Here is a 15,333-nt window from a genome sequence, read left to right as displayed (position 1 = left end):
CCTCCCGAACGGAGCCCCCATGATCCGCACCCTCGTCGTCGTCGGCCACGGCATGGTCGGCCACCACCTGATCGAGCAGCTCAGGTCCCGCGACCGGACGGACGCCTGGCGCGTCGTCGTCCTCGCCGAGGAGAGCGTGCCCGCGTACGACCGGGTGGCGCTCTCCTCGTCCGTGGAGGGCCGCGGCGCCGACCACCTGGCGCTCGCCGGGCCCGGCTTCCTCGCCGACCCCTCGATCCACCTGCTGCTGGACACCACCGCGCTCGCCGTCGACCGCCGCCGCCGGCTGGTGCGCTGCGACGACGGCACCGTGGTGCACTACGACGCCCTGGTGCTCGCCACCGGCGCCCGGCCGTTCGTCCCGCCGGTGCCCGGGCACGAGCTGCCGGGCTGCCACCGCTACCGGACCCTGGCCGACCTCGACGGGATCCGCGCGGCGGCCCGCCCGGGCCGGGCCGGCGTGGTGATCGGCGGCGGCCTGCTCGGCCTGGAGGCGGCGAACGCGCTGCGGCTGCTCGGCATGCGGCCGCACGTCGTGGAGCTGGCCCCGCGCCTGATGCCGGTCCAGGTGGACGACGGCGGCGGCGCGGTGCTCGCCCGGCTGATCGCGGCCCTCGGCGTGGAACTGCACCTGGGGATCGGCACCGCGGCCGTCGAGGCCTGCCTGGACGGGCGGGTGCGCCGGGTGCGGCTGGCCGACGGCAGCGCGGTCGACACCGAGCTGGTGGTGTTCGCGGCGGGCGTCCGGCCCCGGGACGAGCTGGCGCGCGGCGCGGGCCTGGCGGTCGGCGAGCGCGGCGGCGTCCTGGTGGACGACCGCTGCCGCACCGAGGACCCGCGGATCTGGGCGGTCGGCGACTGCGCGGCGGTCGAGGGCCGCTGCTACGGGCTGGTCGCGCCGGGGTACCGGATGGCGGAGAGCGTGGTCGGGCAGCTGCTCGGCGTCGACAGCGTCCCGTTCGCGGGCGCGGACACCGCCACCCGCCTCAAGCTGCTCGGGGTCGAGGTCGCCAGCCTCGGCGACGCCCACGCGACCACCGCCGGCGCGGTGGAGCTCGCCTACACCGACGCCGCGGCCGGCACCTACGCCAAGCTCGTCCTCGCCGAGGACGGCCGCACCCTGCTCGGCGCGGTCCTCGCGGGCGACGCGAGCGCCTTCGGCACCCTCCGCCCGTACCTGGGCAAGGAGCTCCCCACGTCCCCGGACCAGTTGCTGACCCGGCCGTGAAGGGGTGGGGGCGCCGCGCGCCCCCACCCGGGAGCGGACAGTCGCGAGCCCCCGGCTCGGGGAGTAGCCGGGGGCTGACGGGGGCTGACGGGGGTCTTGCGGCGGGTCAGTCGCGGATGACGGTCTTGGTCCGCATCAGGAACTCGCCCAGGTAACCGTCGTGCGGGACGCCGGGGCGGATCCAGTAGGTCGGGTGGTCGCCGCGGTAGACGTTGCTGATGCTCGGCTCGTCGAGCAGCCGGTCGACCAGCCGGTCGTCCTCGGTGAAGACGGTCAGCACCAGGCTGCCGCGCAGCGGCGCGACGCCCGCCTCCGGGCTCCACGGCGCGACCCACACGCAGGGGAACGGGAGCTCCACCGAGGCCTGCTCGGCGTCGTGCCGGTCGAGCTGGTGGACGGCCGGGCGCAGGACGGCGCTGCCGTCGCCCAGCTCCTCGACGACTCCGTCGCCGCCGAGCCAGGCCTTGGTGCCGGCGGCGCGGGCGAGCAGGAAGCGCTCGATGGCGCGGGCCGACTCGACGGGCTGGACGGCGAGCACGGCCTTCTCGTCCTCGGGCGGCAGGCTCGGGATGGTGGCGAGCCGTTCCGCGATCGCCTCGGCGAGCGGGCCGGGGTCGCCGTCGACCAGCACGGTGGTGGCGTTGATGCAGGCGACGCCGCCCTGGTGGCTGATCGAGTCGACGATGGTGTCGAGGTGGTCGCGCCAGTCGGCGTCGGCGGTGACGAGGATCTTGGAGCGGCCGGGGCCCTGCGGGAGCACGGTGCTGCCGGAGTACTTCTTGACCACCTCGTCTCCGCCGTAGACCAGGCCGAGGTCGGCCAGGGCGAGGATCTCGTCGGCGGCGTCGTGGTCGGTGGGGAGCAGGACGACCTGGTCCTCGCCGAAGCCGGCCGCGCGCAGCGCGGTGACCAGGCGGTGCGGGGTGAAGGGTTCGCGCCGCGAGGGGCGGACGGCGATCCGGTAGCCGAGGGCGAGCGCCTCCAGCCACAGCGAGTGCGGCCCGGGGTGGTTGCCGGCGGCGTGGACGGCGAAGACGCTGCCCTTGCGGGTCCACACCGCGCTGCCGCTGCGGGTCTCGTCCGACCGCCAGTCGCCGACCGCGCCGACCGGCTGTGCCCGGTAGGCGGCCCAGCCGGACTTCTCGGCGGAGTCGACGATCGCCGCGGTGGCGTCGCGGACCACGGAGAGCGGCACGCCGGAGACCCGGGCGACGGTCCGCTCGTACTGGTCGAAGGTCAGTCCGTCGATGACGTCGTCGGCGAAGATCCGGCCGGCCCGCGCCAGCCTGGCGATCCGCTCCTCGGCGGGCAGGCTCTCGGCCCCGTGCAGGGCCTTCATCGCGCGGGTCACGAACAGCTTGGGGACGATGCTGAGTTCGGCGACCGGCACCCCGGTGACGTCGGTGACGGTGAGCCGCTTGCGGGCCCGGAAGGCCCCGCTCGGCCCGAGTGCGTCGAGCTGGATGAGGTCGTCCATCAGTACACGCCCTCGATCACGGTCTCGTTGTCGAACTCCTGGACGGGGGCGATGTCGGCGACCGAGTCGCCGATCTGCCCGGGCAGGCCCGGCAGCCGGGTGCCGTAGTCGCGCTCCAGGTTGTTCGGCATCAGCAGGCTCTTGGAGACGTGGTGCATGACCACCTGGCCGCGCTGCCCGTACTCGACGGTCTCCCCGGTCTTCGGGTCGACGGCGCCGAAGCTCATGTACGGCGAGTACGGGTCGTAGATGCACGGGTCGTCGTCGGTGAGGCCGTGCCGCTCGCTGGCGTTGCCGAGGATCATGGTGGAGCCGTAGCCGCTGTACAGGACCGCGTTCGGGAAGACCTCGGTGCGGTAGAGGTGGCGGGTGTCGGGGTCCATCTGGGTGCCGACCCAGTTGATCGCGCGGACCTTCTCGTTGACCAGCTTGGCGAGGTCGTCGCGGCGGGCGATCCGCTCCAGCACCGGCGGGGTGCACATCAGCACGCCGATGTCCTGGGTCTCCAGGGCGAACGCGACCTGGTCGACGATGTGCTCGGCGTAGGCGCCGGCCTCGGCGGCCTTGCCGTCGCCGATCAGCTTCTTGACCCAGCGCGGGTCGAGGTCGACGGTGAAGGAGAGGCCGCCGCGGTGGGCGGTCTGCTGCTTGATGACGTCGCCGACCATGTGCGGGCCGTTGGGGGCGACGATCAGCCAGTTGACGTCCTTCGGGACGCCGTGGCCGTCGAGCTGGGCGCTGGACCAGCCGAGCAGCTTGTCCAGCCAGTCGCGCAGCAGCACGATCCGCTTGGGGGCGCCGGTGGTGCCGCCGCTCTCGTAGATGCCGACCACGTCGGGGCGCTCGCCGTAGCCGCGCGGGATCAGGTCCTCGACGCGGGCGAAGCGCAGCTCGTTGGCCAGGTTGGGGAACCTGGCCAGGTCCGCCCAGCTGCGGATGTCGGTCAGCGGGTCGAAGCCGAGGCTGTCGGCGCGCTCCAGCCAGAACGGGGAGCCGGTCTCGGGGGAGAAGTGCCAGCGCATCGCGGCGCTCAGGTACTCCTCCGGGTCGGGCTGGACGTCGAACGGCAGGTCCAGCACCGGGTCAGCGGCAGTCGACACAACAATCCTTCCAGAGTGGGGAGTTCAGCGGTCGATACCCGACGGGTTGTCGATCGCGTAGCGCCAGCGCCCGTCGGGGCCGCGGCGGGCGACATCGGTGGCCGAGCCTTCGAGCCGGATCGGGCCCTGGGGGCCGTCGCCCTCGATCAGGTAGTCCCCGATCAGCAGGGCGAGGTCGCCGGTCACGTAGCTGTGGCGGAGCGTCAGCTTGATCGGCACGCCGAGGGCGAGGAACCGGGCGTTGGCCTTCAGCCGCTCCTCGCCCCGGACGGTGCGGCCGGGCTCGGTGACGAACAGGGCGTCGACCTCGAAGAGCCGGTCGATCGCGGCGAGGTCGCCGGAGTTGAAGGCGTCCGCGAAGACGTAGGGCAGTTCGGCGGGATCGGTGGGGGCGATCGTCATGACGGCGGGCCCCTCAGCCGGTCTGCACGCCGGCGGTGGCCCCGCCGAGCTGCGGCTCGCCGGGCAGCCGGTCGAGGCTGAAGCCGAAGTGGGTCTTGTACGCGGCGAGGACCCCGGCGTCGTCCGGGTAGGTCTCGGAGCTGCGCTCCTTGCCGGCCAGCACGGAGAGCTGGTTGCCCTTGAGGGTGATCCGGCCGTCCTCGGTCCGCAGCGAGCAGAACACGTCCTGGAGGAACGGGGACTCGGGGGAGGTGCGGTACCACCACAGGGTGGGGCGGAAGTCGGCGATGCGCACGGCGCGGTCGTCGAGCCGGTAGAGCGGCTTGCCGTTCAGCAGGACGTCGATGCCGCCCTCCTCCGCGTCGACCAGCAGGTACTCGCCGTCCGGGTCGCTCTGCACCTCGCGGGAGGCGAGGTCGAGCGGGTGGCGGCTGTTGCGGCCGAAGCCGGTGTCGACCAGCCACTGCCGGCCGTCCAGGGTGACCCGCAGAGCGAGGTGGCACATCGCGGCGCCGAGCTCCCCGCCCGGCCGGTGGACCCGGCCGGGGAGGATCTCGACCTGGTAGCCGAGGGCGGTCAGCAGGAAGGAGAGCGCCGGGTTGACCTCGTAGCAGCCGCCGCCGCGGTGCTGGCGGACGATCTTGTCGAGGACCTGCTCGTCCATGTGGATCGGCTCGTCGAGGTGGTAGCCCAGGTTCTCGAACGGCACCGTGAGGACCTGCCGCTCCTGCAGGTGGCGCAGGCCGTCGAGGTCGGGCTGTGCGGGGCGCCGGGCGCCGATCCGCGCGAGGTACGCGTCCACCAGGGTGTCGTCCAGCACCGCTGTCTCCTTGTCGGGTGGTGAGGGTCTGTGAAGTGGGGGGGGTGGTGGTGCGGCCGGCTACCAGCGCAGCAGGGCGAGGCCCATGGCCATGCCGCCGCCGAAGCCGGCCAGCAGGACCAGGTCGCCGGGGTTCAGCTGCCCGCTGCGGGCGGCCAGGTCGAGGGTGACGGCGACCGAGGCGGAGCCGGTGTTCCCGTACTCCTGGAAGCTGGTGCTGAAGCGCTCGAACGGGATGCCGATGGGCTCGGCGAGTTCCTCGAGCATCCGACCGTTGGCCTGGTGCGGCACGAAGCGGGCGATCTGGTCGGGGGTGACGCCGGCGTCGGCGAGGAAGGTCCGGACGGCGGGGGGGACCTCGGCGTTGACGAAGTCGCGCACGCCGCGGCCGTTCATCCGGAACCAGTGCAGGCCCTCGCTGACGGTCTCGGCGGTGGCCGGCAGCCGGCTGCCGCCGGCCGGGACCTCGATCAGGTGGCGGTCGGCGCCGAAGCTGGCGAGCCGGCCGGCCAGCAGGCCGCGGTCGGGTCCGGCCGCCGGGCCGAGGACCACGGCGCCGGCGCCGTCGCCGAACAGGATGGCGGTCTTGCGGTCGGCCGGGTTGAGGATCCGGGAGTACACGTCGGCGCCGATGACGAGCGCGTACTGGGAGCCGGAGTCGCGCAGGATCCGCTCGGCGGTGGTCAGGGCGAAGACGAAGCCGCTGCACACCGCGTTGACGTCGAAGGCCGCCGTGCCGGCGTCGCAGCCGAGTTCGTCGGCCACCAGGCAGGCGGTCGGGGGCTGCGGGGAGTCGGGGGTGGAGGTGGCGACCACGATGAGCGAGAGGTCGGAGGGCGTCAGCCCGGCGTTCTCCAGCGCGGCCCGGGCGGCGATCACCGCCAGGTCGCTGGTGGCCTCGTCGTCCTTGGCCCGGCGGCGGTTCAGAATTCCGGTCTTCGCGTGGATCCACTCGCCGGTGACCCCGGCGGGCTCGCCGACCTCGGAATTCGTCACCACGTGGGACGGAAGGTACGAGCCGGTTCCCACGATGCCGATCCCGGAGTTCGGCCGGCCTTTCCCGGGAATTCCCGTAGTGATCATTCCTATTTCCCCTCGCTCAATCGGATTCGTCCGCGTATTGATGGTCGCGCCGGAGGATTGCGTCGGGCAAAGGCCGGACACTGACCTTGTCAGGTGTCGGCGAGTGCGGCCCCGAGCCGGGCAAGCGTGGGCAGTTGGTGGATGCCCTCGGTGGTCGCCTCGACCTCGAAGGTCAGCCGCTCGGTGGGCAGGAAGCCGATCAGCTCGGCGGCCCGGGTGGAGAGCGGCTGGGCGGCCGCCTCGGCGGACTCCCAGAGCTGGAAGGCACCCCAGCGGTTGCGCTCGCGGTCGGCGATCCAGACCTTGAGCAGCAGGCCGGGGAAGGCGGCCCAGCGCTCGACCGCCTCCTCGCGCAGGAACTCCCGCAGCGAGTCGACGGTCTGCGCCGAGCCGTCCAGGTCCCACCAGGCGACGACCGCCCTCATCGGGCGCCCGCCGGCACCGCGGTCTCCAGCACCGCCGGGGGCGGCACCGCGGAGTCCAGCACGGCGGCGATCAGGTCGCCGGTGATCCGTACGCCGTCCTGGGTGAGCACCGATTCGGCGTGGAACTGCATGGACGCGAAGTGCGGTCCGCGCAGGGCGTGCACCTCGCCGGTGGCGGGGTCGCGGCTGACCCGGACGGTACCGACGCCGGCCGCCTCGAACGCGTCGCCGGCGCTGTTGGCGGCGAAGGTGTTGTAGAAGCCGACCCGCTCGGACCTGCCGAACAGGTCGATCGGCCGCTGCACGCCCTGGTTGGGCACGTCGCGGCGGCGCAGCTCCAGCCCGAGGGCGGTGGAGAGCACCTGGTGGCTGAGGCAGACCGCCAGGAAGGGCTGCCGGCGGTCCAGCAACTCGGCCACGGCGGAGCGCAGGTGGGCGATCTTCGGGTGGCCGGTGTGCCGGGGGTCGCCGGGGCCGGGGCCCATCACGACCAGGTCCCAGCCGTCCAGGGAGTACGGCTCGTCGAACCGGCGGACCGTCACCTCCAGTCCGAGCGAGCGGAGTTGGTGGTCGATCATCGAGGTGAAGGTGTCCTCGGCGTCCACCACCAGGACCCGGCGGCCGGCGAGGCCGGCCCGCGGGCTCTCCCGTTCGGCGTCCTCGGCGAGCCAGAACCCGGCGATCGAGCGGTTGCGCTCGGCGAGCGCGGCCCGCACGCTCGGGTGCGAGCCGAAGCCGGTCCGCTCCCCCGCCTGCAGGGCGGCGATCAGCCCGGCGGCCTTGGCCCGGGTCTCGGCCACCTCGGAGAGCGGGTCGGAGTGCCGGACCAGGGTCGCGCCGACCCCGATCCGGACCCGGCCGCCGGCGTCGATGTCGGCGGTGCGGATCAGGATCGCCGAGTCCAGCGTGCGCTCCCCGGCCGCGTCCCGGCCGATCAGCGCGGCGACGCCGCTGTAGTAGCCGCGGCCGGCCGGCTCGTACTTGCCGATCACCCGGGCCGCCGACTCCAGCGGGCTGCCGGTGACGGTCGGCGCGAACATCGTCTCGCGCAGGATCTCCCGCGGGTCGCGGTCGGTGCGGCCCTCGATGAAGTACTCGGTGTGCGCGAGGCGGGCCATCTCCTTGAGGTACGGGCCGACCACGCGGCCGCCCGTCTCGCAGATCCGGGCCATCATCTTGAGTTCCTCGTCGACCACCATGTACAGCTCGTCTGCCTCCTTGCGGTCGGCGAGGAAGTCCATCACCTCGGGCAGCGAGGGGCCGGCGGCCGGGTAGCGGTAGGTGCCGCTGATCGGGTTCATCACCGCGGTGCCGCCGTGCACGCTGATGTGCCGCTCGGGGGTGGCGCCGACCAGGGTGCGCTCCCCGGTGTGCACCACGAAGGTCCAGTACGCGCCGTGCTCGCGCTGGAGCAGCCGGCGGAACAGGGCCAGCGCGGCGGCCGGGGTGTAGCCGGTGATGTCCGCGGTGAAGGACCGCTTGATCACGAAGTTGGCGCCGGCGCCCTCGCCGATCTCCTCCGCGATCACCCGGCGGACGGTCTGCGCGTACTCCTCGTCGGCGACGTCGAAGTGGCCGCCGACCAGCTCGATCGGCACGTCCGGGATCCTGGCCAGCACCTCGGCGAGCGGGTGGACGGCCTGCTCGGTGACGGTGAGCGCGAGCAGCGGCGCGCCGTCGTCGGGCGCCTCGAAGCCGCGCTCGGCGATCTGCCGGTACGGGACCAGGGCGAGCACCTCGTGCCGGGGGCCGCCGCCCGGGGAGGTGTCCCCGGGCAGCGGGATCTCGGCGAGGGTGGCGGGCTCGGCGACCTCGCCGCGCACCACGTCGACCAGGCCGGGCCCGGTCGTCTCCGGCCGGTACATCAGCGCGAACGGCCGCTGCTGGTCGGCCAGGACGGCGTCGAGAAGGGTCATGCCGCCACCTCCTGGGCGGTGAGCACGACGGCGCAGCGCTGGGCCGCGTACTCCAGGGCCATCCGGTGGTGGTCGGCGGAGAAGTCCGCGACGGCGTCGGCGACCAGGAAGGTCTCGATGTCGTTGGTGAACGCCTCCACCGCGGTCATCAGGATGCCGACGTGCGCGTAGACCCCGCAGACCACCAGCTGGTCGCGGCCGCTGGCGCGCATCCGCTGCAGGAAGTCGTTGTTGTGGAAGGCGCTGTAGCGCCACTTGGTGACCAGCCAGTCCTCCGGGCGGGGGGCCAGCGGGTCGACGATCTGACGGTCCGCCGGGTCGACCTTCATGCCGGGTCCCCAGAAGTCCATCAGCAGGCCGCGCTGCTCGGCGGTCATGCCGCCGGGCTGCGCGGTGTAGGCGACGGGCACGCCGTGGGCGACGGCCCAGTCGCGCAGCCGCACGGCGTTCTCCAGGAGCTCGGCGTCGTCGCCGAGCGGCTCGAGGAAGTAGCGCTGCATGTCGTGGACGAGCAGCACGGCCCGGTCGGGGTCGACCTTCCAGGTGGCGGTGTTGGCGGGGAGCTCCTCCGCACTGGGCATCGGGTAGGGGGCGATGGCGGGTATGCCTGCCATGGGGCGTGTCTCCTGCCTCGGCTGGGTGGGGACGCTGCTAGGCACCGAGTCCGGCACCTCCGTCCACGGTGAGGTCGTGCAGGGTGATGTGGCCGGCGTCGTCCGAGAGCAGGAAGACGACGGCGTTGGCGACGTCCTTGGGGGCGGCCAGCTTGCCGAGCGGGATGCCGACCCGGTACGAGGACGGGCGGCCCTCGATGGTGCCGCGCCGGCCGCTGTCGTCCTGCCACATCGAGCTGAGCATCCGGGTGTCGGTCGAGCCGGGGGCCACCAGGTTGCAGCGGATGCCGTACTGGGCGACCTCCAGCCCGAGGCTCTTGGTGAAGAGGGTCGCGGCCGCCTTGGAGGCGGAGTACGCGGCCATCTCGGTCCGCGGGGTGACGGCCGCGTTGGACGCCACCGTGACGATCGCTCCGGAGCGGCGGGGCACCATCCGGTTGACCACCGCCCGGGAGACGTGGAAGACGCCGTCGACGTTGACGGAGAAGGTGATCCGCCAGTCCTCGTCGGTGAAGTCGCGGACGTCGCCGAGGCGCAGCACGCCCGCCGCGTTGACCAGGTAGTCGATCGGGCCGAGCCGCTGCTCGACCTCCTCGACCATGGCCTCGACGGAGGCGCTTGCGGTGACGTCCGCGGGGAAGGACTCGACCCGCAGGCCTTCTGCGGCGAGTTTGCCGACCGTCTCGTCGAGGCGGTCCGCGTCGCGGTCCGCGGCGGCCACGAGGGCCCCGCGTTCGGCCAACGCCTGGACGACTGCGGCACCGATGCCGCCGGCCGCTCCGGTGACGAGGGCCACCTTGTTCTCCATGGTTCCGGACCTCCCTGTGCCGGTCCGGTTCGCGGACCGGCGGCCGTGGGTTGGGGATGTCCGCGACCCGCGGTCAGGCTCGCCAGGCCGAGACCACCGCGATGGCCTGGGCCGGGTTGAGCCGCGGGTCGCAGAAACTCGTGTACTTGTCGCCGATGCCGGGCAGGCCGGAGGCGTCGTGCGCGCACTCGGTGACGTCGTCGGGGGTGGTCTCCAGGTGGAGGCCGCCGGCGGTGCCGCCGGCCGTGCGGACGGCCTGCTGGAAGGCCTCGACCTCCTGGATCACGGTCTCCACCAGGCGGGTCTTGAGGCCGTCCGGTCCGCTGACGGTGTTGCCGTGCATCGGGTCGGTGAGCCAGACCACCGGGTGGCCGGCCGCGCGGACCGCCTCGACCAGCGCGGGCAGCTTGGCGGCGGCGTTGGCCGCGCCCATCCGGGAGATCAGGGTGAGCCGGCCGGGCTCGCGGTCCGGGTCGAGCAGCTCGCACAGGCGGCGCAGCTCGTCCGGGCTCATGGTGGGGCCGACCTTGCAGGCGATCGGGTTGACGACCTTGGCGAGCAGGGCGACGTGGGCGCCGTCCAGCTGCCGGGTGCGCTCGCCGATCCAGGGGAAGTGCGTCGAGGCGAGCAGCAGTTGGCCCTCCTCGTCGCGGCGCAGCAGGGGGATCTCGTAGTCCAGCAGCAGCGCCTCGTGGCTGGTCCACACCGGCGGGCAGGTGGGCGAGCGGTGCCCGCCGTCGAGCCAGCCGAGGTGGCCGATCGCCTCGCGGGCGGCCTGGTAGCCGTCCAGCAGGCGGCGCGGGTCCGGGATCCGGCCCTGCGGGTCGGGCTCCGGGCTGTTGACCATGTGGCCGCGGTAGACCGGGAGTTCGACGCCGCCGACCAGCTCGGTGGCGCTGGAGCGGGGCTTGCCGAACTGGCCGGCCATCCGGCCGATCCGGACCACCGGGCGGTGAGTGGTGATCTTCAGGACGCCGGCCAGGGCGTCCAGCAGGCCCGCCTTGCGGGCGACGTAGCCGGAGGTGCACTCGGCCGGGTCCTCGGCGCAGTCGCCGGACTGGACCACGTGGGCCTCGCCGTCGGCCACCTGCGCGAGCAGCGAGCGCAGTCGGCGGACGTCGTGGCCGGTGACCAGGGCGGGCCGGACGGCCAGCTCCTCCCGTACGGACTGGAGTTCGACCGCGTCCGGCCAGTCGGGCTGCTGCAGGGCAGGCCGCACCTGGTACGTCTCCTCCGTCGACCCCCCGGCTTCGGACGGGAGTCTGAGGTCGAGCAGGGCGTTGTCCACTGATGTCTCCATGGGGTGGGATGCGCGGCCCGGGGCGGGCCTGGCTCAGGCGGCGGCGTTCAGGTTCCGGACGAGCGAGGCGACCTGGACGACCCGGCGGGCCTGGTACTCGACGGCCGCCAGGTTCTCCTCGTGCACCTGGCCGGGACGGTTCCGCGAAACGGCGCTGCTGCCGTACGGGTTGCCGTTGTTCGGCTGGAAGAGGACCGGGTCGGTGGAGCCGTTGGCGAGGATGAGCGAGCCCCAGTGGCAGAAGGCGTTGTGCAGGGCGAGGATGGTGGTCTCGTGGCCGCCGTGCGGGGCCGAGCCGGAGGTGAAGGCCGAGACCGCCTTGTTCGCCAGGCCGCCGGGGATGGACAGCGGAGCGGTGGAGTCGATGAACGCGGAGACCGGCGCTGCCGGCAGGCCGAAGCGGACCGGCGATCCGATCAGGATCCCGTCCGCCCAGGCGAGGTCGTCCAACTCCGCCTCGGGGATGGTGAGATTGCGCTCCCGCAGGACCTCGACCGCCGTCTCCGTACCCGGCACGAAGGTCTCCCGCTCGGGGTCGGCGATCCGGCGCAGCCGGACCTCGGCGCCCGCCTTCTCCGCGGCGGCCGCGGCGGCCTCGGCGAGTTTTGCGACATTCCCGGTCGACGAGTAATAGATGACGGCTATCTTGGTCATGGCCATGAACTCCTACGGGTGGCTGCTCGTTCAGCAGATCCTGGGCAGCGCCGGCAGGGGCGGCCAACGGCCGGGGCGGCACTTCGTCAGGTGACGGATACTCCATCAACTACTTCATCAGGTGGATGATTTGGCGCCGACCTGACATTGCTTCGGCCGCGGGGTTTTCCGGGCACGAATCGATCCATATCCTCGTGGCCCCAGCACCCTATTCAGGCTGACGCAGAGCCGAGGAGCAGTGATCCCGCGTGAAGGAAAGCCCGGTCGCCCCCGTGTCCCACGGAGACCTGCGACCACTGGTCGCGGAAGGCGTCTCCCCGTGGCTCGACGGCTTCCACCGGAAGCTCGCCTCGTCCGGCCTGCTGGCCCGCCTGGTGGCGGAGACCGGCCTGCGCGGCGCGACCTCCAACCCGGGCCGGCTGGCCACCCGGCTGCGCGACGACGGCGACGCCTACGGCGCGCAGCTGGCCCGCCTGGCCGAGCTGGACGTGTCGGTGGAGAGCGCCCTGTGGGCACTCTCCGTCCAGGACCTGCGCCTGGCCTGTGACGTGATGCTCCCGGTGTTCGGCGAGACGCACGGCTACGACGGCCTGGTCTCGATGGACCTGGACCCGAGGATGGCCCACGACCCGGCCGCCACCACCGCCGAGGCACTGGAGCTGGCCCGGGCGGTGGACCGTCCGAACATGCTGGTGAAGGTCCCGGCGACCGCCGAGGGCCTGCTGGCCGTGCGCGACTGCGTGGCGGCCGGCGTCGGCGTGCACATCACCGGGGTGTTCTCGGTGACCCGCTACGGCCAGGCCGTGGACGCGTACTTCGACGGCCTGGAGCGCGCGCTCGCGGCCGGCCGTCAGCTGTCCACGATCGCCTCGGTGGCCTCCCTGCCGGTCGGCCCGGTGGACCGCGAGGTGGACGGCCGGCTGGCCGACATCGGCTCACCGGACGCGGGCGCGCTGCGCGGCCGGGCCGCCCTGGCGGTGGCCCGGCTGATGTACCGGGTGTACGAGGAGCGGCTGGGCAGCGCCCGCTGGCGGGCCCTGCGCGCCAACGGCGCGCGTCCGCAGCGGCTGCTGTGGACCGCCTCCGCGCTCGCCGATCCGGCCGCCGCCCGGGCCCGCTACGTCGAGGGCCTGGTCTCCTGGGGCACCGTGCACGCGATGAACTGCCCGGTCCTGGACGAGGCCGCGACCAGCCTGCAGCTGCGCGGCGACACCTTGATGGGTCAGCACGAGGCGGCCCGGTCCGTCCTCGACGGGCTGGGCCGGCTCGGCATCGCCTACGACGCCGTGGTGCGCCGCCTGGAGTCCGAGGCCGTCACCGGTCTGGTCGACGCCTGGCTCGGCCTCCACGCGGCGCTCGCCGCACGGCTGCGGGCCGCCGGCCTCAGCCGGCCGCTGCCGTCGCCCGCTGCCGGTTCCGGCTCCGGTCCCCGTTCCTGAGTTCCAGTTCCCCTCCGGTCAGCGCCAGCATCGGCGCGGCCTTCACCACCGTCTCCTCGAACTCCGCCGCGGCGTCCGACAGGGCGATCACCGCGCCGCCCACGCCGTACCGGATCCGTCCGGGGGTGACCACGGCGGTGCGGATCACCACGCTCAGGTCGGCGGTGCCGTTCAGCGAGAAGTAGCCGATCGCACCCGAGTAGACCCCGCGCGGCCCGGCCTCCAGCCGGTCCAGGATCTGCATGGTGCGGCGCTTGGGCGCGCCGGTCATCGAGCCGGGCGGGAAGGCGGCCCGGACGCAGTCCACCGCGGAGTGCCCGTCGCGCAGCACCGCGCGGACGGTGGAGACCAGCTGGTGGGCCTTGGCGTAGGTCTCCAGCCGGAACACGTCCTCGGCCTCGACCGTGCCGACCTTGGCGCACCGACCGAGGTCGTTGCGGACCAGGTCGACGATCATCAGGTTCTCGGCGCGGTCCTTCTCGTTGCTGATCAGGTCCTCGGCCAGGGCACGGTCCTCGCGGTGGGTCGCGCCGCGCGGCCGGGTGCCCTTGATCGGCCGGGACTCGGCCCGGCGCTCGCCGTCCACCCGCAGGAAACGCTCCGGCGAGCTGCTGAGCACCTGGACCTTGCCGAACTGCAGCAGGGCGGCGAACGGCGCGGGGCTGACCCGGCGCAGGAAGCGGTAGCCCTCCCACGGGTCGATCCGGCCGGGCGCCTCCAGCATGTTGGTCAGGCAGGCCTCGTAGGTCTCGCCGGCGGCGATCTCCTCCTGGCACCGCTCGACCAGGCCGAGGTACTCCTCGCGGTCGTGGCGCATGGCGATCCGGCCCAGCGGCATCGGCTGGGCGGCCATCCGCAGCCGGTTGCCGACGGACTCGGCGAGCCGCTCGGAGGCGTCCCGCAGCCAGGCCTCGGCCGCCTCCTCCTCGCCCTCCTCGGCGAGCGCCAGCAGGTGGCTGGTGTTGGTGGCGTGGTCGAGCACCAGGGCGCGGGCGCTGAACACCAGGGCGGCGTCCGGCAGGTCGGAGCGGTGGGCGCGGTCGCCGCCGCACTCGGCCTTGAGCTCGTAGCCGAGGTAGCCGACCCAGCCCAGCGCGAAGTCGAAGGGCAGCTCGGGGATGTCCACGGCGTGCTGCCGCAGGTCCTGGTCGAGCCAGTCCAGGAAGGTGCCGGAGACCACCTCGGCGCCGGACTGGTCCCGGACCACCACGGTGGAGTTCCAGGCGTCCGCGGTGGCCACCCGGCCGAGCGGGCCGGCCGCGTCACCCATGATCGAGAAGCGGCCCTGGTTGTCGTCCGGACGGCTGCTGTCCAGCCAGTACGCGAACGGGCCGCCGCGGAACAGCCGGTCGTAGGCGACCTCGTCCTCCCAGCGGGTGGCCAGTTCGCGGGTGAGCACCTTGAAGCGGCGGCGCGGCAGGAAGCGGGCGTCCGGTTCCGGCTGCGGGCGCGGGGTGCGGCGCACCGTGCGGCCGGTGCGGTGGTTGTGCTCGTCGGCCAGGTCGCGGAAGTTCTCCAGCAGCCGGTGGCCGTAGCTGCCGCCGATCGACTCGGGGTGGAACTGCACTCCCCACAGGGGCTTCTGGCGGTGCTTCAGGCCCATCAGGACGCCGTCCCGGGTCCACGCGGTGGCGGCCAGTTCGGGCGAGAGCCGGTCGACCGCCAGCGAGTGGTAGCGGACCGCCTCGAACGGCGAGGGCAGGCCGGCGAACAGGTCGGTGCCGTTGTGCACCACCGCCGAGAGCCGGCCGTGGTACGGCTCGGGGGCGCGGGAGACCCGGCCGCCGTGCAGCGCCGCGAGGCCCTGGTGGCCCAGGCACACCCCGAGCACCGGCAGGCCGCCGCGCTCCAGGACCTCCCGGCAGATGCCGAAGTCCGAGGGCCGCTCGGGGCTGCCCGGACCGGGCGAGAGCACCACGCTGTCGAACTCGGCGAGCCGGTCGAACTGCCAGGCGGGGTCGTCGTTGACGACCACCTCGGGCTCCTCGCCGTTGACCTCGGCCAGGTAGTGGAAAAGGTTGTACGTAAACGAATCGTAGTTGTCGACCAGTAGCGTGCGCATCGTCG

14 protein-coding genes are annotated in these 15,333 nt (G+C 73.3%); 2 read left to right on the top strand and 12 right to left on the bottom strand.

The genetic code is table 11. The features are described from left to right. Positions 1–19 precede the first annotated feature (19 nt). The gene (locus ABEB06_RS20670; protein ID WP_345698353.1) at positions 20–1,228 is read left to right on the top strand and encodes an NAD(P)/FAD-dependent oxidoreductase; all 1,209 of its coding nucleotides are present in this window, start codon (positions 20–22) and stop codon (positions 1,226–1,228) included. A gap of 106 nt (positions 1,229–1,334) precedes the next feature. On the opposite strand, the gene ABEB06_RS20665 is transcribed toward ABEB06_RS20670, so the two are convergent. The 11 genes from ABEB06_RS20665 to ABEB06_RS20615 all read right to left on the bottom strand — a co-directional run bounded on the left by ABEB06_RS20665 (position 1,335) and on the right by ABEB06_RS20615 (position 11,827). Then, the gene (locus ABEB06_RS20665; protein WP_345698352.1) at positions 1,335–2,705 is read right to left on the bottom strand and encodes an aldehyde dehydrogenase family protein; all 1,371 of its coding nucleotides are present in this window, start codon (positions 2,703–2,705) and stop codon (positions 1,335–1,337) included. Further along, complete coding sequence (locus ABEB06_RS20660) at positions 2,705–3,805, bottom strand: phenylacetate--CoA ligase family protein (protein WP_345698351.1); 1,101 nt, start codon at positions 3,803–3,805, stop codon at positions 2,705–2,707. The genes ABEB06_RS20665 and ABEB06_RS20660 overlap by 1 nt, the downstream gene beginning before the upstream one ends. 24 nt (positions 3,806–3,829) lie before the next feature. Then, positions 3,830–4,207 carry a YybH family protein gene (locus ABEB06_RS20655; RefSeq protein WP_345698350.1) on the bottom strand — a complete coding sequence of 126 codons (378 nt, stop codon included), beginning with the start codon at positions 4,205–4,207 and terminating at the stop codon, positions 3,830–3,832. A gap of 13 nt (positions 4,208–4,220) precedes the next feature. Next, complete coding sequence (locus tag ABEB06_RS20650; protein ID WP_345698349.1) at positions 4,221–5,027, bottom strand: arylamine N-acetyltransferase family protein; 807 nt, start codon at positions 5,025–5,027, stop codon at positions 4,221–4,223. A 60-nt stretch (positions 5,028–5,087) separates the two neighbouring features. Beyond that, positions 5,088–6,023: a 3-oxoacyl-ACP synthase III family protein gene (locus ABEB06_RS20645; RefSeq protein ID WP_425559664.1), complete on the bottom strand. Its 936-nt coding sequence runs from the start codon at positions 6,021–6,023 to the stop codon at positions 5,088–5,090. A 176-nt stretch (positions 6,024–6,199) separates the two neighbouring features. Continuing rightward, positions 6,200–6,535: a hypothetical protein gene (locus tag ABEB06_RS20640; protein WP_345698347.1), complete on the bottom strand. Its 336-nt coding sequence runs from the start codon at positions 6,533–6,535 to the stop codon at positions 6,200–6,202. Further along, positions 6,532–8,451, bottom strand: a complete 1,920-nt coding sequence (locus tag ABEB06_RS20635) for an anthranilate synthase family protein (RefSeq protein ID WP_345698346.1) — start codon at positions 8,449–8,451, stop codon at positions 6,532–6,534. Before ABEB06_RS20635 ends, ABEB06_RS20640 begins: the two co-directional genes overlap by 4 nt. After that, positions 8,448–9,065 carry an isochorismatase family protein gene (locus ABEB06_RS20630; protein ID WP_345698345.1) on the bottom strand — a complete coding sequence of 206 codons (618 nt, stop codon included), beginning with the start codon at positions 9,063–9,065 and terminating at the stop codon, positions 8,448–8,450. Before ABEB06_RS20630 ends, ABEB06_RS20635 begins: the two co-directional genes overlap by 4 nt. 37 nt (positions 9,066–9,102) lie before the next feature. Beyond that, on the bottom strand, positions 9,103–9,873 hold the full coding sequence (locus tag ABEB06_RS20625) for a 2,3-dihydro-2,3-dihydroxybenzoate dehydrogenase (protein WP_345698344.1): 771 nt from the start codon (positions 9,871–9,873) through the stop codon (positions 9,103–9,105). 73 nt (positions 9,874–9,946) lie between these two features. Continuing rightward, positions 9,947–11,161, bottom strand: a complete 1,215-nt coding sequence (locus tag ABEB06_RS20620; RefSeq protein WP_425559663.1) for a 3-deoxy-7-phosphoheptulonate synthase — start codon at positions 11,159–11,161, stop codon at positions 9,947–9,949. Positions 11,162–11,206: 45 nt separating this feature from the next. After that, positions 11,207–11,827 carry a flavodoxin family protein gene (locus ABEB06_RS20615; RefSeq protein ID WP_345698343.1) on the bottom strand — a complete coding sequence of 207 codons (621 nt, stop codon included), beginning with the start codon at positions 11,825–11,827 and terminating at the stop codon, positions 11,207–11,209. Between the two features lie 272 nt (positions 11,828–12,099). Here ABEB06_RS20615 and ABEB06_RS20610 point away from each other — a divergent pair, with 272 nt between their 5' ends. Beyond that, complete coding sequence (locus ABEB06_RS20610; protein ID WP_345698342.1) at positions 12,100–13,266, top strand: transaldolase family protein; 1,167 nt, start codon at positions 12,100–12,102, stop codon at positions 13,264–13,266. On the opposite strand, the gene pabB is transcribed toward ABEB06_RS20610, so the two are convergent. Next, on the bottom strand, positions 13,211–15,328 hold the full coding sequence (gene pabB / locus ABEB06_RS20605; protein ID WP_345698341.1) for an aminodeoxychorismate synthase component I: 2,118 nt from the start codon (positions 15,326–15,328) through the stop codon (positions 13,211–13,213). The genes ABEB06_RS20610 and pabB overlap by 56 nt on opposite strands. Positions 15,329–15,333: the final 5 nt, after the last annotated feature.

The sequence above is a fragment of the Kitasatospora terrestris genome (assembly GCF_039542905.1).
In the GTDB taxonomy this organism is placed as follows: Bacteria; Actinomycetota; Actinomycetes; order Streptomycetales; family Streptomycetaceae; genus Kitasatospora; species Kitasatospora terrestris.
This window is presented reverse-complemented; position numbering and strand designations above follow the sequence as displayed.